The 20,297-nt window shown below is 72.7% G+C and carries 24 protein-coding genes; 9 read left to right on the forward strand and 15 right to left on the reverse strand.

Going from position 1 to position 20,297, the window contains the following annotated elements:
- Positions 1-10: 10 nt before the first annotated feature.
- A complete protein-coding gene (locus tag IF45_RS0106860) occupies positions 11-424 on the reverse strand; it encodes an ATP-binding protein (protein WP_003950781.1) in 414 nt (137 codons plus the stop codon).
- 218 nt (positions 425-642) lie between these two features.
- Entirely contained in the window at positions 643-903 is a 261-nt protein-coding gene (locus IF45_RS0106865) for a UBP-type zinc finger domain-containing protein (protein WP_008415740.1), read from the reverse strand.
- 78 nt (positions 904-981) lie between these two features.
- Here IF45_RS0106865 and IF45_RS0106870 point away from each other — a divergent pair, with 78 nt between their 5' ends.
- Positions 982-2,577: a Na+/H+ antiporter gene (locus IF45_RS0106870; protein ID WP_030306235.1), complete on the forward strand. Its 1,596-nt coding sequence runs from the start codon at positions 982-984 to the stop codon at positions 2,575-2,577.
- Positions 2,578-2,586: 9 nt separating this feature from the next.
- Here IF45_RS0106870 and IF45_RS0106875 read toward each other — a convergent pair whose 3' ends face one another.
- From IF45_RS0106875 to IF45_RS0106895, 5 genes are all read right to left on the reverse strand, one after another.
- Positions 2,587-3,567, reverse strand: coding sequence for a 1-aminocyclopropane-1-carboxylate deaminase/D-cysteine desulfhydrase (locus tag IF45_RS0106875; RefSeq protein WP_018893582.1), 981 nt, complete (start codon positions 3,565-3,567; stop codon positions 2,587-2,589).
- 31 nt (positions 3,568-3,598) lie between these two features.
- The gene (locus IF45_RS0106880; RefSeq protein ID WP_026282227.1) at positions 3,599-4,192 is read right to left on the reverse strand and encodes an N-acetylmuramoyl-L-alanine amidase; all 594 of its coding nucleotides are present in this window, start codon (positions 4,190-4,192) and stop codon (positions 3,599-3,601) included.
- Positions 4,193-4,368: 176 nt separating this feature from the next.
- Positions 4,369-4,599 (reverse strand): hypothetical protein, encoded by a 231-nt coding sequence (locus tag IF45_RS0106885; protein WP_003950786.1) that lies wholly within the window; start codon positions 4,597-4,599, stop codon positions 4,369-4,371.
- Positions 4,600-4,784: 185 nt separating this feature from the next.
- Complete coding sequence (locus IF45_RS0106890; RefSeq protein WP_030306238.1) at positions 4,785-6,008, reverse strand: globin domain-containing protein; 1,224 nt, start codon at positions 6,006-6,008, stop codon at positions 4,785-4,787.
- Positions 6,009-6,132: 124 nt separating this feature from the next.
- Positions 6,133-6,594, reverse strand: coding sequence for an RrF2 family transcriptional regulator (locus IF45_RS0106895; protein ID WP_030306241.1), 462 nt, complete (start codon positions 6,592-6,594; stop codon positions 6,133-6,135).
- 186 nt (positions 6,595-6,780) lie between these two features.
- Between IF45_RS0106895 and IF45_RS0106900 the strand changes: the two genes are divergently transcribed.
- The 4 genes from IF45_RS0106900 to IF45_RS0106915 all read left to right on the forward strand — a co-directional run bounded on the left by IF45_RS0106900 (position 6,781) and on the right by IF45_RS0106915 (position 10,946).
- A complete protein-coding gene (locus IF45_RS0106900; protein WP_008414537.1) occupies positions 6,781-8,187 on the forward strand; it encodes a family 2B encapsulin nanocompartment shell protein in 1,407 nt (468 codons plus the stop codon).
- Positions 8,188-8,197: 10 nt separating this feature from the next.
- The gene (locus tag IF45_RS0106905) at positions 8,198-8,602 is read left to right on the forward strand and encodes a hypothetical protein (RefSeq protein WP_030306243.1); all 405 of its coding nucleotides are present in this window, start codon (positions 8,198-8,200) and stop codon (positions 8,600-8,602) included.
- A gap of 491 nt (positions 8,603-9,093) precedes the next feature.
- Positions 9,094-10,137: a family 2 encapsulin nanocompartment cargo protein polyprenyl transferase gene (locus tag IF45_RS0106910; RefSeq protein ID WP_030306245.1), complete on the forward strand. Its 1,044-nt coding sequence runs from the start codon at positions 9,094-9,096 to the stop codon at positions 10,135-10,137.
- A 218-nt stretch (positions 10,138-10,355) separates the two neighbouring features.
- The gene (locus IF45_RS0106915; RefSeq protein ID WP_370443943.1) at positions 10,356-10,946 is read left to right on the forward strand and encodes a GNAT family N-acetyltransferase; all 591 of its coding nucleotides are present in this window, start codon (positions 10,356-10,358) and stop codon (positions 10,944-10,946) included.
- Between the two features lie 36 nt (positions 10,947-10,982).
- Here the strand turns inward: IF45_RS0106915 and IF45_RS0106920 are convergent, their stop codons facing one another.
- The gene (locus IF45_RS0106920) at positions 10,983-11,324 is read right to left on the reverse strand and encodes a DUF5713 family protein (RefSeq protein ID WP_010642368.1); all 342 of its coding nucleotides are present in this window, start codon (positions 11,322-11,324) and stop codon (positions 10,983-10,985) included.
- 211 nt (positions 11,325-11,535) lie between these two features.
- On the opposite strand from IF45_RS0106920, the gene IF45_RS0106925 reads away from it, so the two are divergent.
- Positions 11,536-12,531 carry a hypothetical protein gene (locus IF45_RS0106925; protein ID WP_030306248.1) on the forward strand — a complete coding sequence of 332 codons (996 nt, stop codon included), beginning with the start codon at positions 11,536-11,538 and terminating at the stop codon, positions 12,529-12,531.
- A gap of 2 nt (positions 12,532-12,533) precedes the next feature.
- On the forward strand, positions 12,534-12,899 hold the full coding sequence (locus IF45_RS0106930; RefSeq protein ID WP_030306250.1) for a GntR family transcriptional regulator: 366 nt from the start codon (positions 12,534-12,536) through the stop codon (positions 12,897-12,899).
- A gap of 37 nt (positions 12,900-12,936) precedes the next feature.
- On the opposite strand, the gene IF45_RS0106935 is transcribed toward IF45_RS0106930, so the two are convergent.
- The 3 genes from IF45_RS0106935 to sodN form a co-directional block, all read right to left on the reverse strand.
- Positions 12,937-13,275 carry a hypothetical protein gene (locus IF45_RS0106935; RefSeq protein ID WP_008415530.1) on the reverse strand — a complete coding sequence of 113 codons (339 nt, stop codon included), beginning with the start codon at positions 13,273-13,275 and terminating at the stop codon, positions 12,937-12,939.
- A 442-nt stretch (positions 13,276-13,717) separates the two neighbouring features.
- Entirely contained in the window at positions 13,718-14,329 is a 612-nt protein-coding gene (locus IF45_RS0106940) for an RNA polymerase sigma factor (RefSeq protein ID WP_030306252.1), read from the reverse strand.
- 206 nt (positions 14,330-14,535) lie between these two features.
- On the reverse strand, positions 14,536-14,931 hold the full coding sequence (sodN, locus tag IF45_RS0106945; protein ID WP_003950798.1) for a superoxide dismutase, Ni: 396 nt from the start codon (positions 14,929-14,931) through the stop codon (positions 14,536-14,538).
- A 183-nt stretch (positions 14,932-15,114) separates the two neighbouring features.
- Here sodN and sodX point away from each other — a divergent pair, with 183 nt between their 5' ends.
- Positions 15,115-15,579: a nickel-type superoxide dismutase maturation protease gene (gene sodX / locus IF45_RS0106950; protein WP_370443944.1), complete on the forward strand. Its 465-nt coding sequence runs from the start codon at positions 15,115-15,117 to the stop codon at positions 15,577-15,579.
- Here sodX and IF45_RS0106955 read toward each other — a convergent pair.
- Positions 15,516-16,112 (reverse strand): CGNR zinc finger domain-containing protein, encoded by a 597-nt coding sequence (locus IF45_RS0106955; RefSeq protein ID WP_003950800.1) that lies wholly within the window; start codon positions 16,110-16,112, stop codon positions 15,516-15,518. The two genes, sodX and IF45_RS0106955, sit on opposite strands and share 64 nt — an antisense overlap.
- 94 nt (positions 16,113-16,206) lie before the next feature.
- On the opposite strand from IF45_RS0106955, the gene IF45_RS0106960 reads away from it, so the two are divergent.
- Positions 16,207-17,019, forward strand: a complete 813-nt coding sequence (locus IF45_RS0106960; protein ID WP_003950801.1) for a class I SAM-dependent methyltransferase — start codon at positions 16,207-16,209, stop codon at positions 17,017-17,019.
- Between the two features lie 95 nt (positions 17,020-17,114).
- Here the strand turns inward: IF45_RS0106960 and IF45_RS0106965 are convergent, their stop codons facing one another.
- Genes IF45_RS0106965 through IF45_RS0106975 form a run of 3 tightly spaced genes read right to left on the reverse strand, consistent with a single transcriptional unit; the run spans position 17,115 to position 19,801 of the window.
- Positions 17,115-17,876 (reverse strand): amino acid ABC transporter ATP-binding protein, encoded by a 762-nt coding sequence (locus tag IF45_RS0106965; RefSeq protein ID WP_003950802.1) that lies wholly within the window; start codon positions 17,874-17,876, stop codon positions 17,115-17,117.
- Complete coding sequence (locus IF45_RS0106970) at positions 17,873-18,820, reverse strand: amino acid ABC transporter permease (protein ID WP_030306253.1); 948 nt, start codon at positions 18,818-18,820, stop codon at positions 17,873-17,875. Before IF45_RS0106970 ends, IF45_RS0106965 begins: the two co-directional genes overlap by 4 nt.
- Before the next feature lie 30 nt (positions 18,821-18,850).
- Positions 18,851-19,801, reverse strand: coding sequence for an ABC transporter substrate-binding protein (locus IF45_RS0106975; protein ID WP_008415540.1), 951 nt, complete (start codon positions 19,799-19,801; stop codon positions 18,851-18,853).
- Positions 19,802-20,297: the final 496 nt, after the last annotated feature.

Raw genomic sequence — 20,297 nt, forward strand, 5'->3', positions numbered from 1 at the left:
TCCCCGTCCCTCACGCCGGACCGGGGCCCGCGCCGCGTTGCTTGTGCAGGCTGATCGAGACGGTGTTGTCCTCGGCGACCGAGGAGTCGACCTTGCCCGCGAGCGCGGAGAGCACCGTCCAGGCGAACGTGTCCCGCTCGGGGGCCTTGCCGTCGGTGGTGGGTGCCGACACCGTCACCTCCAGTGAGTCGTCGATCAGCCGGAAGACGCAGCCGAGGACTGAGCCCGGCACGGCCTGCTGGAGCAGAATCGCGCACGCCTCGTCCACGGCGATGCGCAGGTCCTCGATCTCGTCGAGGGTGAAGTCCAAACGCGCCGCGAGGCCGGCCGTGGCCGTCCGCAGCACCGACAGGTAGGCACCCGCTGCCGGCAGCCGGACTTCCACGAAGTCCTGGGTCCCGGGCTCGCCTGCGATAGGGGACACCCTCACCTCCAAGGTGGTACAAGCACTTTCGGGGCTCCGGGGAGGAGTCCCCGGGACGCGCCACGTTCCAGCCGTGACGCTACCGCGCCGCTGAGGTCCGTGTCCCAGGACCCCCGCCCCTGTGCCTCACTCATAGTAAGCATACTTATACGCAGGGTGGCTAGGGGTCTGCGGAGCTCAATTGGAAAGTCCGGGCGCCGGGTTGACGTACCCAGCGCTCAGACGATCGAACCGTCCGCGTAGCACCAGCGCCACGACTCGCCCGGCTCCGCGCTGCGCATCACCGGGTGGCCGCTCTCGCGGAAGTGGGCCGTCGCGTGCCGGTACGGCGAGGAGTCGCAGCACGCCACATGGCCGCAGTACAGGCACTTCCGCAGCTGGACCGGGTTGCTCCCGACCTCCAGGCACTCCAGGCAGGTGTCCGCCGACGGGGCGGGCTCGGGGTGCGGCAACTCGGTGACATGGGTGCATTTGTTCATGATGGGCAGGTTAACGCGGCCTCTGTGACTCCTGTCATGGTCTGCCGCCCGGCGCCGGGAAGGACGGGACCACCCGCCATGGACGTACTGCCGCTGCTGCTCCTGGTCGCGGGCAGCACCGCCGTCGCGGGAGCGGCCCGGCGCACGGCCGTCCCCGCACCGCTGATCCTGGTCACCGCCGGTCTGCTCGTGTCGTACATCCCGGGCGTGCCCGCGTACACGCTCGACCCGGAGATCGTGCTGCCGCTGGTGCTGCCGCCGCTGCTCCACACGGCCGCCATGGACAGCTCCTACCTGGATCTGCGCGCCCAGGTGCGCTCCGTCGCGTTGCTCTCGGTCGGCTACACGCTCTTCGCGACGCTCGTGGTCGGCTGGGCCGTCCACCTGATCGTGCCCGACCTGCCGCTCACCGCTGCACTGGTCCTCGGGGCCGTCGTCGCGCCGCCGGACGCGGTCGCCGCCACCGCCGTCGCCCGGCGGGTCGGACTGCCCTCGCGGATCACCACGATCCTCCAGGGCGAGTCCCTGGTGAACGACGCCACCGCCATCACCGCCTACCGGGTCGCCGTCGCCGCGGCGATCGGCGAGAGCGCCGGACTGCTGCACGCCGGCACCGAGTTCCTCGTCGCCTCGCTCGGCGGCGTCGCCGTCGGCCTGGTCCTCATGGTGCCGCTCCACTGGCTCCGCACCCACCTGCGCGAACCCCTGCTCAAGAACACCCTCTCGCTGCTCATCCCGTTCGCCGCCTACGCGCTGGCCGAGTACGCGGGCGCCTCCGGGGTGCTCGCCGTGGTGGTCGTCGCCCTCTACCTCGGCCACCACTCCTGGCAGGTCGACTTCGCCACCCGGCTCCAGGAGGACGCCGTCTGGAAGATGGTCGCCTTCGTCCTGGAGTCGGCCGTCTTCGCGCTGATCGGCCTCCAGCTGCCGCTGGTCGTCGGCGGCCTCGGCGACTACCACGTGGGGGAGGTCCTCTGGTACGCCCTCGCGGTCTTCCTCGTGGTGGTCGCCACCCGGTTCGTCTGGACCTACCCGGCCGTCTTCCTGCCCCGGCTCGTCTCCCGCCGCATCCGCGCCCGCGAACCCGACCCCACCTGGAAGGGCCCCTTCGTCGTCGCCTGGGCCGGGATGCGCGGCGTCGTCTCGCTCGCCATCGCCTTCTCGATCCCGCACGCGGTCCACGAGGGCGGCCCCTTCCCGTACCGGAACCTGATCCTCTTCCTGACCTTCACCACCGTCATCGGCACCCTCGTCGTGCAGGGCCTCACCCTGCCCGCCCTCATCCGGCTGCTGCGCCTGCCCGGACGTGACGTCCGCGCGGAGACCCTGCTGGAGGCCCAGGCGCAGAACGCCGCCTCCGAGGCCGCCGAGCGCCGTCTCGACGCGCTCCTCGACGACCCGCGCAACGCCCTGCCCCAGCCGCTCGCCGACCGGCTCCGGTCCGTCCTGGAGCGCCGCCGCAACGCGGTCTGGGAGCGGCTGGGCACCGTCAACCCGCAGACCGGCGAGAGCGTCGACGACACCTACCGGCGGCTGGCCCGCTCCATGATCGCCTCCGAACGGGAGGTCTTCGTCGCCCTGCGCGACCGTCGCCACATCGACGACGAGATGCTCCGCGACCTGCTGCGCCGCCTCGACCTGGAGGAGGCGGCGGCCTACCGGGAGGAAGGGTGACCTGACGCCCTACGCCTCGGGGAACGGGCGCCCGGTGACCACCGCCGCCAGCGCCGTGCCCCGGCGGAAACGGCCGTCCGCCGCCAGCGCGGCCAGGCCGTGCAGGAGTTTGGCGACGTAGACGCGTTCCACGCCGAGGCCGTGCCGCTGTTCGAAGGCGGTGGCGAACTCCTCCAGCTCCGGCGTGGTCCGCGCGTAGCCGCCGTGGTGGAAGCCGTCCTCGACGGTCCACCGGCCGCGCTCGCCGCCGAACGCCGCCCGCTGGTGCGCCGCCACGCCCGCGCCGAGGAAACCGCCCTTCAGCACGGCGACGCCCACCGCCTCCTGCTCCGGGGCGAGCCCCGCCGCGAGGCCGGCCAGAGTGCCCCCGGTGCCGCAGGCGACGGCGACCGCCGGGACACTCTCCCGCAGGACGGCCAGCTCCTCGCCGAGCACCGCGCAGGCCCGGACCGCCGCGGCGTCCGAACCGCCCTCGGGCACGACGCGCACCGGCCGCCCGGGACCGGCGGCCTCGGCCACCAGCGCGTCCCGGACGGCCGCGTCGCCCCTGAGCCGGTACCGGGACCGGCTGACGAAGGCCAGCCGCATGCCGTCGGCGCGGCACCGGGCGAGCGAGGGGTTGAGAGGGCGGCCGGCCAGCTCCTCGCCCCGGACGACGCCGACGGTCGGGAAGCCGAGGAGCCGCCCGGCCGCCGCCGTCGCCCGCAGGTGGTTGGACCAGGCCCCGCCGAAGGTCACCACCGTCCGGCCGTCGGCCTCCCGGAGAACCGGAGCCAGCTTGCGCCACTTGTTCCCCGGGATGTCCGGGTGGATGAGGTCGTCCCGCTTCAGCAGCAGCCGCACCCCGTACCGCTCGAAGGCCGGTTCGCGCAGCTCCTGCACCGGTGAGGGGAGGAGCGGACGCACCGGCTCGCGGCGCGCCCGGCCGTCCCGGGCACGGGGTACGGACGGCTCCGGGACGGGCGGTACGGGGTCGGGGTGGGCGCTCACCCCTCCATTGTCGGCCCGGCCGCCGCGCGCCTCACTTCAGGCGGCCCTTGATGCGCTCGCGCATCGACTTCATGGTGAAGCCACGGGGATCTATCTTGCCGGGCTGCCACTCCAGGTGGCCGATGACCGACTGCTGGTTCCAGCCGTGGACGCGGCAGATCGCGGCGGAGACCCGCTCGATCGCGTCGAGCTGGGCGCTGGTCCAGGGGTCCTTGCCGTCGCCCAGGTTCTCGCACTCGAAGCCGTAGAAGCGGGCGTTGCCGTCGGTGTTGGCCTCGTTGACCGGGGGGTAGCTGGCGCGCTCGGCGATGACCGCCGCGAGGACGTCGTCGTCGCCGAGCCCCGCGTGGTTGGCCCTGCCGTAGCCGACCAGGTGGACCCGGCCGTCCTTGGTGATCACGCCGTGGCAGAGCGGGCCGGGCAGCCCGGAATAACCGTTACGGCAGATGTCGACCGTGCGGGCACTGCCGGAGGTGACCGTGTGGTGGATCATCACGCCGTTCACGGGCCCCCAGGCGCCCTTGCTGTTGCGGTTGTGGCTGCGCCAGCTGCCCACCTCGACGACGGTGACCCCTTCGTCCTTGAGGGCCTTGAGGAATCTGTCCGCTGACATGGGTGGGGCCATGCCGCCTCCTTCGGGTGCGAAGCGGTGCCCGCCCGGTGCGGGGGCACCTCGTGTGGATCGCTTTGTACCCGCGATCCACCTCCGTCAAGACCGCGAAGTGCCCACAGGACGCGTGTACGACGTGATCCGGCCAACCGGTGGGCCCGCGAGCACGCGCGGACCCACCCGCCGGACCGTCAGCGCAGCCCCTGCTCCCCGTGGGTGGCGATGTGCTGCTCCAGGGCGCGCAGGGCGTCCTGGGTGGCACGCGGGTCGCCACCCCGCCGCTGCTCGGCGTAGTACGCGGAGCCCAGCTTCTTCAGCAGGTCGGCACCGGCCCGCTGCACCTGCACCTCGTCGATCTTCTGCTTGCCCTGGGCGAGGCCGCGCTGGGCCTGCTCCTTGGCGCGGTCGAGGAATCCAGCCATGGTCCGTGCTCCTTCTGTCCTGGGTGCCCCCGCTCGGGGCCCCGGTGTCCGCGAGGCGCGGGGCCGCCGCCCGGGCCCCGTGGACCGGTCGCGGCTTCCGTCGGGCTCAACGGGCCGCGCACACGGGTGGTTCCCGGTGGTTCGCCCGGCGTGTCCCGGGACGGCGCCCGGGCGGTGACGGGGGCTCAGGCGGCCGCGTCGGCCGAGGCGAGCCACAGATCGGGCCCGAACACCTCGTAGTGGATGTCGGCCGGGCCGACCCCCTGCTCCAGGAGCTGTTCGCGGACGGCGCGCATGAACGGCAGCGGGCCGCAGAGGTAGGCGCGGGTGCCGGGGGCCACCGGGACCGCCTTGAGGTCGACGCGGCCGGTGAGCGCGCCGGGGCCGGCCGTGGGCTCCTCGTACCAGAAGTGGGCCTCGGCGTCGGCGAGGCGGCCGGTCAGCTCGGTGTGGAGGGCGCGCAGCGGGTGCGTGGCCGGGGTGCGGTCGCCGTGCACGACGGTGACGTGGCCCTGGTAGGCGGTCTCGGCCAGTTCGCCGAGCATGGCGACGACCGGGGTGCAGCCGATTCCGGCCGAGGCGAGCAGGACCGGCGCCGGGCGGCCGTCGGCGCCGGGGGTGTGGTCGAGGACGAGGTCGCCGTAGGGCGCGGAGAGGTCCAGCAGGTCACCGGCGCGGGTGCGGGCGTGCAGGTGCCCGGAGACCTCGCCGTCCGGCCCCGGACCGCCGGGAACGCGCTTGACGGCGATGGTCCGCTCGTCCCCCTCGAAGGCGCCGGTCAGCGAGTACTGGCGGATCTGCCGTGCGCCGTCGGGCAGTTCGACCCGCACCGAGACGTACTGGCCCGCCCGGAAGGGGGCGGCGGGCCGGCCGTCGGCGGGGCGCAGCCGCAGGACGGCGACCTCCGGGGTGTCGTCGTGGCGGGTGACGACCTCCCAGGGGCGCCACGTTCCGGCCGCCAGGGCGTCCTGCTCGGCCGTGAGCCGTTCCTCCGTCGCGGCCAGGGCGTTGGCCATCAGCCAGTACACCTCCTCCCACGCCTCGGCGACCTGAGGGGTGACGGCCTCGCCGAGCACGTCCGCGATGGCGGCGAAGAGGTGCCGGTGGACCAGGGCGTACTGGTCGCGGGTGACGCCGAGGGAGGCGTGCTTGTGGGCGATCCGGGCGAGCATCGCGTCGGGGCGGCTGTCCGGGTGGTCGAGCAGATGGCCGGCGAAGGCGGCGATCGACCCGGCGAGCGCCTGCCGCTGGGTCCCGGCGGCCTGGTTGCCGCGGTTGAAGAGGTCCCGCAGCAGCTCCGGGCGGTCGGCGAAGAGCCGGTCGTAGAACTGCCCGGTGATCTCGCCGATCGCCGCGCCGACGGCGGGCAGGGTGGCGCGGACGGTGGCGGCCGATCGCTCGGTGAGCATGGGGACTCCTTGAGGGGTTGGGGCGAGGAGGTGGCGCCGTTTAATTGGTTTCTCAGATTCCAATTTTGCGGCGTGCGGAGGAGAGGGTGTGCGGACGGCCGGACGGCCGGTTGGCGGGTGGGCGTCAGAGCCCGTCAGGGGCCCGGCTGCGGGCGATGTCGAGCAGGACGGGGCCGGTCGGGGAGGCCGCGAGGCCGCCGACGGTCAGCGGGTCGAGGGCGGCGAAGAAGGCTTCCTGGGCCTGGCGGAGGGCGCCGCGCAGACGGCAGGCGGAGCGCAGCGGGCACGGCTCGGCGCCCTCGCACTCCACGACGTCGCCGGTGCCCTCCAGTTCGCGGACCAGGGCGCCGACGGAGGCGGAGCGGCCGGCCGCGGTCAGGGTGAGGCCGCCGCCGCGTCCCCGGCGGGCCTCGACGAGGCCGAGGTGCTGGAGCCGGGCGACCGCTTTGGCGGTGTGGGTGTACGGGACGCGCATACCCGCGGCGACCTCCCGGGTGGTGGGGAGGTCGTCGGTGGCCTTCGGGTCCTCGACGGCGAGCCGCATGAGGATGCGAAGTGCCAGGTCGGTGAAGCGCGTGAGCCGCATGGCCGCAGCCTAGAAAACTTGCACATGCGATGCAACTTAAGGCTCTCGTAGGGGGCTGTTCGAAAGAAACAGCAAGCTGCCCCGCCGGAGAGTCGATCATTCCCACTCGTTTGTGTAATGGCGTGACTCCACTGGGTGATGGAAGTCTGGGCGCCGAGTTCAGTGTTTGATCGGGAGGGCAATTTCATGTCGGTAGGCGAAGAGATCCGCGCGGAGCAGGCCACACCCCAGCAGAGTCTGGCCACATCCGCCGCGCGGAATCTGGCCACCACCACCAAGTCCGTGCCGCAGATGCAGGAGATCAGCTCGCGCTGGCTGCTGCGCACGCTGCCCTGGGTGGACGTGCAGGGCGGTACGTACCGGGTCAACCGCAGGCTCAGCTACTCGGTCGGTGACGGCCGGGTCACCTTCGTGAAGACCGGGGACCGCGTCCAGGTCATCCCCGCCGAGCTGGGCGAACTGCCCGCGCTGCGGGAGTTCCAGGAGCAGGACGTCCTCGGCGAACTGGCCTCGCGCTGCGAGCAGCGCGAGTTCGAGGCCGGTGAGACCCTCGCCTCCTTCGGCGGCCGCACCGACGCCGTCTTCCTCCTGGCCCACGGCCGCGTCGAGAAGATCGGCACCGGCCCCTACGGCGACGACTCCGTCCTCGGCGTCCTCGCCGACGGCGCGTACTTCGGCGAGCAGGCCCTCACCGACCCGGAGGCCATCTGGGAGTACACGGCGCGCGCCGCCACCCACTGCACCGTCCTGGTCCTCCCCGCCGACCAGGTCGCGCAGGTCGCCGAGCGCGCCGAGCCGCTCGCCGCCCACCTGCGGCAGCTCCGCTCCCTGCCGCAGCAGCGGACCAACAAGTACGGCGAGGCCCCCATCGACCTCTCCGCCGGCCACATCGGCGAGGCCGTCCTCCCCGGCACCTACGTCGACTACGAGGCATCGCCCCGCGAGTACGAGCTGAGCGTCGCCCAGACCGTCCTGCGCATCCACAGCCGCGTCGCCGACCTCTACAACCAGCCGATGAACCAGACGGAGCACCAGCTCCGCCTGACCGTCGAGGCGCTCAAGGAGCGCCAGGAGCACGAACTCATCAACAACCGCGAGTTCGGCCTGCTCAACAACTGCGAGTACGACCAGCGGATCCAGCCGCACGCCGGTGTGCCGGGCCCGGACGACATGGACGAACTCCTCAGCCGCCGCCGGGGGTCGAAGCTCTTCCTCGCCCACCCGCGCGCCATCGCCGCCTTCGGCCGGGAGTGCACCAGGCGCGGGATCTACCCGGAGTCGGTGGAGGTCGCCGGCAGCCGTGTCCCGGCCTGGCGCGGGGTCCCGATCTTCCCGAGCAACAAAATCCCGGTCACCGAGGCCCGCACCAGCTCCATCATCTGCATGCGTACGGGCGAGGAGGACCAGGGCGTCATCGGCCTGCGGCAGAGCGGCATCCCGGACGAGATCGAGCCCAGCCTCTCGGTCCGCTTCATGGGGATCAGCGAGCAGGCGATCATCTCCTACCTGGTGACGACCTACTACTCGGCGGCGGTCCTCGTCCCGGACGCCCTGGGGGTCCTGGAGAACGTCGAAATCGGCCGCTGGCACTGAGCGGTCGCCGATGAACCGCACCCACCACGGCCCGCCCGGCCGGCCGGCCGCCCAGGGCGGCGGGCCGGGGGCCACGGCCGAGCCCGCCGCCTCCGGCCAGGCCGGCGGCGGGCTCCGGGCCACCGTGCTGCGGGCCGGCCGGTGGGCGTTCACCGCACCGCTGCGCCTGCTCTGCACCACCCTCGCCCGTCTCCTGCCCGGCACCCGGCCGGGCGGGGGCGGGCCGCAGGACGGAGACGCGTTCCCCGGCGACCTCGCCACGCCCCGGGGGCCCGTTCCCGGGGCGTGGCGGCACCCCGCCCCGCCCCGGCGGAAGCACGCCCCGTCGCCCTACTGCGCCATGCCGCACGTGCCCCGGGTCGCCCGCTGCCCGCACCGCCCGTCACCGGCGCCCCGGCGGCTGGGGCGCAGGTGAGGCCTAGGGCAAGGCGGCCGTGCGGGCGACGTGGGGGAGTCGAGAAGGTCGCCGGGGGAAGACCGGAAGGGCGGGCGCGCCGGTCCGGGAGAGCGCAAGGTGAAAGCGGAACGAGGGGCGGACCGGCGGGCGCCTGACCGGAGTTCCGGTGGGGAGCCGGGGGACGAGGAGAGGCGAGGGGGTGTCCGGTGCCGGACGCAGGGGCCGGCCTGCGGTGTTCGGCGGGTCCCTCGCCGGGGAGTGGACGGCCTGTTGCCGGGACGCCGCAGCCCGATCGTCGTACGCGAGCGCGTTCATGGGAAGGAACGGAGCGTCGCCCGGATGAGCCGCCTCCGTGCTTCCGGACGGACGGGTGCCGTGTGCGCGGTGCGGGGAGCCGGGCGGTGAGGGGTGTGAGGCGGTCGCCCGTGGGCGGCCGGGGAGGGGACGGACAGCGGGACGGCAGGACAGCTGGACGGCGGGACCGGGGAAAAGGGGAGAAGGGAACACCGATGACGCACATCACGCAGAGCAGAACAGACAGCCAAGAGGCCGCGGAGATCCTGGACGAGGCGCGGGCGGTGGTCGGGCCCGAACTGCGCCGCGCGGTCGACACACTGCCGGCGCCGGTACGCCGCGTCGCCCGCTACCACTTCGGCTGGGAGGACGCCGCAGGGCTCCCCAGTGGCGCCAACGGCGGGAAGGCGGTGCGCCCGGCGCTGGTCCTCGCCGCCGTGCACGCCCTGGGCGGACGGCCCGAGCGCGCCCTGCGCAGCGCCGCCGCCGTCGAACTGACCCACAACTTCACCCTGCTCCACGACGACGTCATCGACCGCGACCGCACCCGGCGCCACCGGCCCACCGCCTGGACCGTCTTCGGCGACGCCGACGCGATCCTCGCCGGGGACGCGCTCCAGTCCCTCGCCCAGCAGTGGCTGGCCGAGGACCCGCACCCGCGGGCCGGGGCCGCCGTCGCCCGCCTCGCCCGCTGTGTGATCGAACTCTGCGCCGGCCAGCACACCGACTGCGCCCTGGAGGACCGCGCCCCCACCGAGGTCTCCCTGGACGAGTGCCTCACCATGGCGGAGTCCAAGACCGGCGCCCTGCTCGGCTGCGCCTGCGCGCTCGGCGCGCTCCACGCCGACGCCGAGCCGGACCAGGTCAACGCCCTCGACGCCTTCGGGCGCGAGGCCGGGCTCGCCTTCCAGCTCATCGACGACATCATCGGCATCTGGGGCGACCCCTCGCGCACGGGCAAGCCCGCGGGGGCGGACCTCACGGCGCGGAAGAAGTCGCTGCCGGTGGTCGCCGCCCTCACCTCCGGCACGGCGGCCGGGGCCGAGCTGGCGGAACGGTACGCCGGACCACCCGAGCCGGACGAACTGGCCCGTACCGTCGCGCTGGTGGAGGCGGCCGGCGGGCGGGACTGGGCGCAGGCCGAGGCGGCCGACCGGATGGGGCGCGCCGTGCAGCAGCTCTCCCTGGCCGTCCCCGATCCGGCGCGGGCCGGCGGTCTGCTCTCGCTGGCGGAGTTCGTCACGCGCCGCTCCTACTGACCCTCTCCCCACCCGGGACCGGCGGGAGCCCGATCCGCACCCGCCGGTTCCCTCGATGCCCTACCCTGCAACAGGCCCGCGGCGAAAGGGAGTTGACACCGTGCTCCTGGTGCGGGGCCGATGGGGAGTGACCGAGGTGCGCGCACCGGGCGGCAGTGGGCCGCACGGGCCGCGCCGGACCGCCCGCGCGGGCGGGGGAGAAGGGGGCGACTGTGGGAGTGGCGACGCGTACGGCGGGGGCCGCCGACCGGGACCAGGTGGCGGCCCTGCTCGACACCGCCTTCCACGACGACCCGGTGAGCGGCTGGGTCTTCCCCGAGGAGGAGCACCGTCGCGCTGTCCACGGCCTCTTCATGGGGTGCTTCCTCGACGCGGCGCTCGCCGGGGGGCGCGTCGACCTCCTGGAGGACGGCTCAGCCGCCGCCCTGTGGCTCTCCGTCCCGGCGGGGGAGCCGGAGGAGGAGGACGACATGCCCGCCCTGATGCGGCGCACCGCCGACCCCGACAACGAGCGCGCCGAACTCGTCGGCCGCCTCACCGGCGCGATCCACCCCACCGAGCGCGCCCACGCCTACCTGCTGCTGATCGCCGTCGCCCCGGACCGGCAGGGCGAGGGACTGGGCACCGCCCTGCTCATGCCCGTCCTGGAGCAGTGCGACCGGGACGGCCTCCCCGCCTACCTGGAGGCCAGCAGCGCCCGCAGCCGCGAGCTGTACCTCCGCCTCGGTTTCGCCGACCGGGGCGAGCCGCTGCGGCTCCCCGACGGTCCGCTGATGTGGCCCATGTGGCGGGAGCCCGCGACGGGGTGACGGACCGGGTCCCGGCCCGCCCCTTACGCCCGTACCTCACCAGTACCGCGCGCCCACCAGCCGCTCCGGGTCGGCGCCCGCGAAGCCGTACGCCGAGGCGATGACCCAGAACTCCTCGGCGATCTCCTCGCGGGCCACGGTCTCGATCTCGCTGCCCGCCGCCTCGAACGCGGCCTCCAGGGCGTTGAACTCCTCGGTGGCGGCGTCGGTGAGGACGTACAGGGCCGCGAGGTCCGCCGGCCGCTCGGCCTCGATCCGCTCGCACAGGGCGGTCAGGATGGCCACCCCCTGGTCCAGGACCTGGTCCGGGAAGTACGGGTCCTCGTAGAGCCCGCGCAGGAACTTCCGCTCCGCCACCCGCTGTTCAGCGACCGCCATGCCGCCCACCTCACCTCTCCGCTGCCAGTGCCACGACCTGTCCGACCCTGCACCACGGCACTGACAACCGGGCGCCGACGGGGCTGCCCTCCCTTGCCTCGCGCCGATTGTTCTAGTTGAATGCTAACAAGTGCACATGGCTGGGCCGTCCTGCCCCGGGACGGGACGTGTGCGCCCCAGGCCGTGCCCGTATCCAGCGGAGGAGTAGCCCATGACCGCCACCGGCCCCCCGTACCGTGTCCCGCGCCGACTGGTCGCCCTCGTCGCCCTGCCGTTCGTCGTCACGACGGCGGTCGTGGCGGCCGTCCAGGCGGGGATGCGTGACCGGCTCCCGGCTGAACTGGCCGTGCACTTCGGTCCCGGCGGTGCGGCGGACCGCTTCGAGACTCCCGGCCGGTTCCTGGTCACCATGGCCGCGATGCTGCTGCTCGGCGGCGCGGCCTGGACCGTGATGGCCGCCCGGAGCGGCCGGGGCGGCGGAAGCGGTACGGGCGTCGTGGCCGCGGTGGGCTGGGGCCTCGCGGCCTTCCTCGGCGCGATCGCCGTCCTGGTGCTCCACCTCAACGCCGGTACCGCCCGCGCCGACGGCCTCAGCCTGCCCCTGTGGCACCTGGGCGTCGCCTTCGCCGTGGGCCTCGCCGGCGGCCTCCTCGGGTACGCCCTGGTCAGGAAGACGGTCCCGGACTGGCCCCCGAGCCAGGACGTGACGGCCCCCGAGTGGCTGGACCTGCCCCGCCAGGGGCGTGCCGGATGGGCGCGGCGTACCCAGTCGGTGCCCATGCTGCTGGGCGGCTTCGTGATGATGGCCGGCGCTCTCGCTCCGCTGGTGGTCTCCACCATGCCGTGGTGGGCCGCGATCGTCCTGCTGCTGGGCGGCCTGCTGCTGGTCCTGATGGCCCAGGCCGACGTCGTCGTCGACCGGCGCGGCCTGACGGTACGTCTCTCCGGCCTGCCCTGGCCCCGGCTGAGCGTCCCCCTCGACCGGGTGGCCACGGCGCGCGCCCGGCCGGTCAACCCGCTGGGGGAGTTCGGCGGGTGGGGGTACCGGGTGATGCCGAAGCGGTCCGGGCTCATCTACCGTTCGGGGGAGGCGCTCGTGGTGCGCAGGACTGGGGACGGGCGGGAGTTCGCCGTCACCGTGGACGACGCGGGCACGGCCGCCGCCCTCCTCAACACGCTGGCCGAACGCCGCCCGGAGACCCGCTGACCATGTTGCTCCACATCGACCCCGGCTCCCCGGTGCCGCTCGGCGACCAGGTCGCGGCCGCCGCCCGCGCCGCCATCGCCTCGGGCGGCTTCGCCCCCGGCGACCGGCTCCCCGCCGCCCGCACCCTCGCCGACTCCCTGGGCGTCAACGTCCACACCGTGCTCCGCGGCTACCAGCGACTGCGCGACGAGGGATTGATCGAACTCCGGCGCGGCCGGGGCGCGGTGGTCGCCCGCACCGACACGGTCAGCAGCCGCGCCGCCCTCCTCCCGCACGCCCGCGCCCTGGTCGCCGAGGCCCGCTCGCACGGACTCGACGAGCAGGAGATCCTGGCCCTGGTCCGGGAGGCGCTGGCGGAACCGGTCTGACCCGGCCGAGGGGGCGTGCTCAGGCCCGCCGGGGTGGTCAACGGGATTCGGAGAGTGCCGCCGCGAGGGACCAGGCGGCGGCGGACACGCCGAGCAGCTCGGGGCCGCCGGGCTCGCCGAGGGCCAGCAGGGCCGACCCGGCGAGGAGCGAGACCAGGCCGCACAGCACGAACGCGGCGCCGAGGGCGGGCCGACCCCTGCGTACCAGGCCGGTGAGGCCGCGGAAGCGGGCGGCCACACGCAGACGGCGCACATGGCGCCGCTCCGCCTTGGCGGCCCCGTAGGCGGCCCGTCGGTCGACGACGTTGCGTTCGGTGGCGTCGAGCAGCCGGTCGAGCCGGGCGAGCGTCCGGGCGGGGTGGGGACGGAGGGTCATCATGGGCTCCCGCAGGAATGGTCGTGGTGGTGGCCTTCACCGGGTACGACGAGGACCGGGCCCCGCGGTGGGAACGTCCACCACGGGGCCCGGCCCCTGAGGTCAGTACCTGTCAGGGCGTCCCCCGATCGCCCTGACAGCCACTCCTAGGCACCTCGTGCCCGCAGATTCTCCCTGGGGGCGGACCGCAGTCCCGCGGTCACCTCCGCGGGGGCGGTGCTTCGGGCGGCGAAGACGGAGAAGTCCGGCTTCGGTGTCCTCCATCGGTCGATGCGGAAGAGCAACGCATTGATCAAGGCTGTGATCGATGCGGTCAGGCGTCGGGAAGGCTGTGGCACGTAAGGGTCCTTTCCGGGTGTGAGGTGGCGGGGATGATTAGCCCCTCCCTTGGGCGTGCGATCCGACGGCCGGAGCCGACGCGATCGCACACCCTGGGCAGCGGCTACCTCAGGTGCCCGAGGGAGGACTGACGCCTCGCCACCTTCCCCCGCGCCCGCCGCACAGCCTTGCGGACAGAGCTGGGTGAGGTGTTCATGAGTTCCGCGGCCCGCTCCGAGGTGAAGTCGAGCACCGAGGTGAGGAAGACCGCCTGGTGCTCCATCGACGTCAGCAGGGCCTTGAGTTCGTCACGGATGTCGGCGTAGTACACGCCGGAGGCGTCCAGCTCGGCGTTCTCCCGCTCCTCCAGTACGGCGGTGTCGTCGCCGACGAGGACCTCGGAGCGCCGCCGGATGAGCCGGAGCTCGTCGATGGCGCTGTTGACGCACGTCTGGCGCATGTAGGCGCGGAGATTGTCCACGGGCTCCGCGCCCTCGCGCAGCCGCTTGGTCACCTTGGCGAAGGCGTTCTGCCAGACGTCCTCGACCAGCTGGGAACGGTTGTGCTGCCCGAGCCGGCGCGCGATCGCCGGGAAGTGGATCGCCGACGTCCGCGCGAGCTCTTCCAGCTGCTCGTCGACGGTGAGGGGCGGCTTCCTGCCGATGCGCAACAACTCCGGGAGCCGCCGCTGCTTCTGCGCCGGGATCACCTGCGGCGGTACGGATTCGGATGTCAAGGGGGCTTACCTCGGTTCCGGTCGGGGGCTGGAGCCCTTTCACCCGAAGGACGCTCGCGGGGGCGCCTTCTGGGAACCACGAGGCAGACATTTCTTCCGGCCGGCCCACGAAGAACCGCACCCGCCCCCCGGACGCCCTCTCGGCGTCCCGTGGAGCGGGTGCGGTCGGTCCTGCCGGGCCCGGCCTGTGGGGCCGGGGTGGCGGGTCACGCCTTCTTGGTCTCCCAGAAGATGCGGTCGATCTCGGCGATGAGGTCCAGGGCCTTCTGGCCGGTGGCCGGGTCCGAGGAGCCCTTGGCGGCCGAGAGGGCCTTCAGGGTGTCGTTGACCAGCTGGTGGAGCTGGGGGTAGCTCTCGAAGTGCGGGGGCTTGAAGTAGTCGCTCCACAGCACCGAGACGTGGTGCTTGGCCAGCTCGGCGCGCTGCTCCTTGATGACGATGGCGCGCGTCTGGAACTGCGGGTCGTCGTTGGCCTGCATCTTGTCCTGGACGGCCTTGACGGACTCCGCCTCGATGCGGGCCTGGGCCGGGTCGTACACGCCGCAGGGCAGGTCGCAGTGGGCGCTGACCTTGACCTTGGGGGCAAACAGGCGGGAAAGCATGAGGTGCGGTCCTTCCTCGTGATCGTCTTCTCGCAGGTGACACTACTCCGTGTGAGGCGCGTTTTCTCGGTCGCCCCCGGGGGCCTAGGGCGAAAGGAGGGGGCGGGACCGGGACCGGGGACGTGGCCTTGGGTGTGCGGACGGGCAGGCGAGTGAGGCGAACGGAAGGGCGAGCAGGTGGCGATCAGACGAGGTGCGGCGGGGGCTGACGACCCGGCGCACGAGCGGCGCGGCACGGGGCGGTTCGGCGTGGTCGAGGTGGACGGGCCGTCCATGGTGCCGACGCTGGAGCACGGTGACTGGCTCCTGGTCCGGTACGGCGCCCGCGTCCGCCCGGGTGACGTGGTCGTCCTGCGCCACCCCTTCCAGCAGGACCTCCTGGTGGTCAAGCGCGCCGTGGAGCGCCGGGAGGGCGGCTGGTGGGTGCTGGGGGACAACGCCTTCGCGGGCGGCGACAGCACGGTCTACGGCGTGGTGCCGCCCGCCATGGTGCTGGCCCGGGTCACCGCCCGGCTGCGGCCGCGCCAGGCGGCGGGCCCCGGGCGCGAGCCGGTGCGCGGGGTGCGGGCGACGCTCGGCTGGGCCTACTCGGCGGTGCGCCCGGTCCGTTCGGACGTGTCGCTCTCGCGGCGCTTGCGGGCCCGGTAGGCGGCGACGTTGGCGCGGGTCGCGCACCGGTCCGAGCAGTAGCGGCGGGAGCGGTTGGTGGAGGTGTCGAGGTAGGCGTTGCGGCAGGGGGACGCCTCGCAGAGGCCGAGGCGGTCGGCGCCGAACTCGGTGAGGTGGAAGGCGAGCCCCATCGCGGCGATGGCCGCGTACCCGCTGGTGGCGTTGGACGGATGGTCGGCGAGGTGCATGTGCCAGTCGGGGCGGCCCTCGGCGTCGAGTTCGCCGTGCCCGGAGATCTGCGGGCTCACCGGGAACTCCAGGAGCAGGGCGTTGAGCAGGTGGACCGCCTGCTGCTGGTCGTCCTCGGCCGCCGCCTCGAAGACCGCGCGGAGCCGGCCGCGTACCGAGCGGAAACGGGTGACATCCGCCTCGGTGGCCCGGCGGGCAGCCTGGGTACTCGTTCCGAAGAGGGCGCGGACCGCGTCCACGGAGGTGAGCGTGTCGGTGCCCCGTGCCGGTTCCTCGCTGTTGACCAGACGCAGGGCGTAATCCGAGTAAGAGGCGAGTTCCACTTGTAGTCCTTACGGGCTCGGTCTAGGGTCGGTCGGACAGGCGGGTGTAATGGCTAGCTCCGCCTTTAGGGTATTACGCTACGGAGGAGTTCGGATGACGGACGCAGAGACCGCGCCGGCCGGTACCACCGACGCGGGTGCGGTGCAGACCGGCGCCACCCCGGGGGCCGACTGGGCCGCCTGGCAGATCAGCTGGGACCAGCAGCAGGAGTGGTACCTCCCCGACCGTGAGGAACGCTTCCGCGTCATGCTCGACATGGTCGAGGCGGTGGCCGGCTCCGAACCGCGCGTGCTCGACCTCGCCTGCGGTACGGGAAGTATCACGGACCGGCTCCTCAAGAGGTTCCCGAAGGCGCAGAGTACCGGCGTCGATCTGGACCCGGCGCTGCTCACCATCGCCGAGGGCACCTTCGCCGGGGACGACCGGGTCACCTTCGTCACCGCCGACCTCAAGGACCCCGACTGGCCGGCGCTGCTCCCGCACGACAGCTACGACGCGGTCCTCACCGCCACCGCCCTGCACTGGCTGCACAGCGAACCGCTCGCCGCGCTCTACGGCCAGATCGCCGGGATCGTCCGCGACGGCGGCGTCTTCCTCAACGCCGACCACATGCCCGACCCCGCCACCCCGCGGATCAACGCCGCCGACCGCGAGCAGCGCCACCGCAGGATGGACGAGGCCAAGGCCGAGGGCGCCGTCGACTGGGCCTCCTGGTGGCAGCTGGCCGCCGCCGACCCGGTCCTGGCCGGGCCGACCGCCCGCCGCTTCGAGATCTACGGGGAGCACGCCGACGGCGACACGCCCCCCGCCGAGTGGCACGCCCGCACCCTGCGCGAGGCCGGTTTCACCGAGGCCCGCACGGTCTGGCAGTCGCCCTCGGACGCCATGGTGCTCGGGCTGAAGTAACCGCGAAGGCGGCCGGGAACGCCGCGGGGGCGGTACGGAACACCAGGTTCCGTACCGCCCCCGTGCGTGTGCCGGGCCCGGCGGCCTCGCGGGACTCAGAGCACCTTCGACAGGAACGACTGGGTCCGCTCGTGCCGCGGGCTGGTCAGGACCTCGCGCGGGTCGCCGGCCTCCACGACCACGCCGCCGTCCATGAAGACCAGCGAGTCGCCGACCTCCCGGGCGAAGCCCATCTCGTGGGTGACGACGATCATCGTCATGCCCTCCTCGGCGAGCTGGCGCATGACGTCCAGCACCTCGCCGACCAGCTCCGGGTCGAGCGCGGAGGTCGGCTCGTCGAAGAGCATCAGCTTCGGGTCCATCGCCAGCGCGCGGGCGATCGCCACGCGCTGCTGCTGGCCGCCGGAGAGCTGCGAGGGGTAGTTGCCCGCCTTGTCGGAGAGGCCCACCCGCTCCAGGAGCTGGCCGGCCCGCTCGCGGGCCGCCGCCTTCGAGACGCCCCGGACCTGGACGGGCGCCTCCATCACGTTCTCCAGCGCCGTCTTGTGCGGGAAGAGGTTGAAGCGCTGGAAGACCATGCCGATGTCCCGGCGCTTCAGGGCGACCTCGGCGTCCTTCAGCTCGTAGAGCTTGTCGCCCTTCTGCCGGTAGCCGACCAGGTCGCCGTCGACGTAGAGCCGGCCGGCGTTGATCTTCTCCAGGTGGTTGATGCAGCGCAGGAAGGTCGACTTGCCGGAGCCCGAGGGGCCGATGAGGCAGAACACCTCGCCGGTGGCGACCTCCAGGTCGATGCCCTTGAGCACCTCGACCTGGCCGAAGGACTTGTGGACGCCCTCGGCCTTCACCATGGCGGTCATCGGGTCACCTCCGAGCGGCTGGAGAGCGAGGTCAGGTGCGCGCGCACCTTCTGCCAGGGGGTCTGCGGCAGCTGCCGCAGCGAACCGCGGGCGTAGTACCGCTCGATGTAGTACTGGCCGACGCTGAGGATCGAGGTGAGGATCAGGTACCAGGTGGCGGCCAGGAACAGGGCCTCCACGGTGGCACCGGAGGTCATGCCGATGTCCTGCGCGTGCTTGAACAACTCGTAGTACTGGACGGCCGCCACCAGGGAGGTCGTCTTCAGCATGTTGATGACCTCGTTGCCGGTGGGCGGCACGATGACGCGCATCGCCTGCGGCAGCACGATGCGGCGCAGGGTCTTGCCCTGGCTCATGCCGAGCGCGTGGGCCGCCTCGGTCTGGCCCTCGTCGACCGAGAGCAGACCGGCCCGGCAGATCTCCGCCATGTACGCGGCCTCGTTGAGGCCGAGGCCGAGCAGCGCCGTCAGGAACGGCGTCATGAAGTCCGACCACTCGTCCTTGTAGAACGGGCCGAGGTTCATGTACTCGAAGACGAAGCCGAGGTTGAACCAGACGAAGAGCTGGACCAGGACCGGGGTGCCCCGGAAGAACCAGATGTAGAACCAGGCGATCGAGGAGACCACCGGGTTCTTCGACAGCCGCATCACCGCCAGCAGCACACCGCCGACCACGCCGATGACCATCGACAGGACGGTGAGGATCAGCGTCTCGCGGACGCCGCTGAGGATGCGGTCGTTGAAGAAGTAGTCCGGGATGAAGCCCCAGTTGATGTCGCCCTGGGAGAACGCGTACACGACCGAGCCGAGCGCCGCGAGCGCGATCAGCGCCGAGACGTAGCGGCCGTAGTGGCGCACCGGGACGGCCTTGATGGGTGCCGCCCGCGTGGGGGCCGGACCCGGAGGGGTGGCCTCCGGGTCCTTCTTGGTGATGTCAGCAGACACAGGTGTTGCCTTTCAGCGACGCCGGAGGGGTCACTTGCCGCCGTTGACGACCGCCTCGGTGACCGCGCCGTCCTCGACGCCCCACTTCTTGATGATCTTGTCGTACTCGCCGCTCTCGATGATCGCGTCCAGCGCGGCCTTGATCGCGTCGCGCAGTTCCGGGTTGGACTTGGAGATCGCGATGCCGTACGGCGCCGCCTCGACCTGCTCCCCGACCAGCTCGAAGTGGTCGCCGCCGCCCGAGGTCTTCACCGCGTACGCGGCCACCGGGAAGTCGGAGGAACCGGCGTCGGCACCGCCCGAGCGCAGCCGCGTCTGGGCCTGCTGGTCGTTGTCGAAGGTCTCCATCTTGATCTCGCCCTTCTCGCACTTCTTCGACTCGGCCTTGGCCAGGTCGTGCGAGACGGTGCCGCGCTGGACGACGATCTTCTTGCCACAGAGGTCCTGCCAGGTCTTGATCCCCTGGTCCTTGCCCTTGTTGGTGTAGATGGAGACGCCGGCGGTGAAGTAGTCGACGAAGTCGACGCCCTCGCCGACCTTCTTGCCGGTCTCGGAGTCCAGGCCCTCCTGGCGCGCCTTGGTGTCGGTCATCGCCGACATCGCCACGTCGTACCGCTTGGAGCGCAGGCCGCCCAGGAGCGTGTCGAAGGTGCCGTTCTCGAACTTCAGCTCCACCCCGAGCTGCTCCCCGAGCGCGGCGGCGAGGTCCACGTCCAGACCGACGGTCTTGCCGTCCTTGTCCTTGAACTCCACCGGCGGGTACGCGATGTCCGAGCCGACCTTGACGACACCGCTGTCCTGGTACTTCTTCGGCAGCTTGTCGGCGAGCGGGGCAGCCGTCTCCTTCTCCCCGCCCTTGTCGGCGCCCGCGGTCTGGTCGCCGCAGCCGGTGAGGAGGAGGGCGCCCGCGGCCGTGATCGCGCCGGCCGTGGCGAGACGGGAGCGAAGGGGCCGGGGGCGACGCGTGATGCTGGCGGTCATGAGGGTTTCCTCCGACAGGTGAGCGGATGGCGAGGGTGCCGGACGGGTCGTTGGCACACACCTTCGGGTGTCGCGACCTCGTGCGATGGGTGGCATCTTGCCATTCGGACCGCGGAGAACGAGGCGCCGCCCATGTCAAAATCGGATAACGGGTCCTTCGCGGGTCCCAACGACCCTGCGCGGAAAGGGCATCGGCCATGCCGCCGGAGTCCGTTACTTAAGTCACGCACATACCGCACATCTCGCCATGTGGGACAGAGAAGCGGCACCGGGGGAGGTTCCCGGGAAGTCGGACATGTGAGCGGGCCGTGTGGCCAATTCGGCTCGGCACGGGCACGCGCGATCAGGTAGAAAAGACGGTTACACCCCTCATCCGGGGCTCAGGACGCGTGTGCGGCGCGTCCGCGCGTGCGACCTCCCCCGTGTGGAGGCGGGCCCATCCGCCCGGACACGGAACGCACGCGGTGCCCGCCCACCCCCCATCCCGGGGGTGGCC

Source organism: Streptomyces albidoflavus (assembly GCF_000719955.1).
Taxonomy (GTDB): Bacteria; Actinomycetota; Actinomycetes; order Streptomycetales; family Streptomycetaceae; genus Streptomyces; species Streptomyces albidoflavus.

Bases quoted from the DNA above. Each gene is read 5' to 3' on its own strand.
- IF45_RS0106900 (WP_008414537.1), top strand. From the start codon at position 6,781: ATGTCGGTAGGCGAAGAGATCCGCGCGGAGCAGGCCACACCCCAGCAG.
- IF45_RS0106975 (WP_008415540.1), bottom strand. From the start codon at position 19,801: ATGACCGCCAGCATCACGCGTCGCCCCCGGCCCCTTCGCTCCCGTCTC.
- IF45_RS0106885 (WP_003950786.1), bottom strand. From the start codon at position 4,599: ATGGCTGGATTCCTCGACCGCGCCAAGGAGCAGGCCCAGCGCGGCCTC.
- IF45_RS0106920 (WP_010642368.1), bottom strand. From the start codon at position 11,324: ATGGCGGTCGCTGAACAGCGGGTGGCGGAGCGGAAGTTCCTGCGCGGG.
- IF45_RS0106905 (WP_030306243.1), top strand. From the start codon at position 8,198: ATGAACCGCACCCACCACGGCCCGCCCGGCCGGCCGGCCGCCCAGGGC.
- IF45_RS0106935 (WP_008415530.1), bottom strand. From the start codon at position 13,275: ATGACCCTCCGTCCCCACCCCGCCCGGACGCTCGCCCGGCTCGACCGG.
- IF45_RS0106870 (WP_030306235.1), top strand. From the start codon at position 982: ATGGACGTACTGCCGCTGCTGCTCCTGGTCGCGGGCAGCACCGCCGTC.
- IF45_RS0106890 (WP_030306238.1), bottom strand. From the start codon at position 6,008: ATGCTCACCGAGCGATCGGCCGCCACCGTCCGCGCCACCCTGCCCGCC.
- IF45_RS0106895 (WP_030306241.1), bottom strand. From the start codon at position 6,594: ATGCGGCTCACGCGCTTCACCGACCTGGCACTTCGCATCCTCATGCGG.
- IF45_RS0106925 (WP_030306248.1), top strand. From the start codon at position 11,536: ATGACCGCCACCGGCCCCCCGTACCGTGTCCCGCGCCGACTGGTCGCC.
- IF45_RS0106930 (WP_030306250.1), top strand. From the start codon at position 12,534: ATGTTGCTCCACATCGACCCCGGCTCCCCGGTGCCGCTCGGCGACCAG.
- IF45_RS0106965 (WP_003950802.1), bottom strand. From the start codon at position 17,876: ATGACCGCCATGGTGAAGGCCGAGGGCGTCCACAAGTCCTTCGGCCAG.
- IF45_RS0106910 (WP_030306245.1), top strand. From the start codon at position 9,094: ATGACGCACATCACGCAGAGCAGAACAGACAGCCAAGAGGCCGCGGAG.
- IF45_RS0106865 (WP_008415740.1), bottom strand. From the start codon at position 903: ATGAACAAATGCACCCATGTCACCGAGTTGCCGCACCCCGAGCCCGCC.
- IF45_RS0106880 (WP_026282227.1), bottom strand. From the start codon at position 4,192: ATGGCCCCACCCATGTCAGCGGACAGATTCCTCAAGGCCCTCAAGGAC.
- IF45_RS0106960 (WP_003950801.1), top strand. From the start codon at position 16,207: ATGACGGACGCAGAGACCGCGCCGGCCGGTACCACCGACGCGGGTGCG.
- sodN (WP_003950798.1), bottom strand. From the start codon at position 14,931: ATGCTTTCCCGCCTGTTTGCCCCCAAGGTCAAGGTCAGCGCCCACTGC.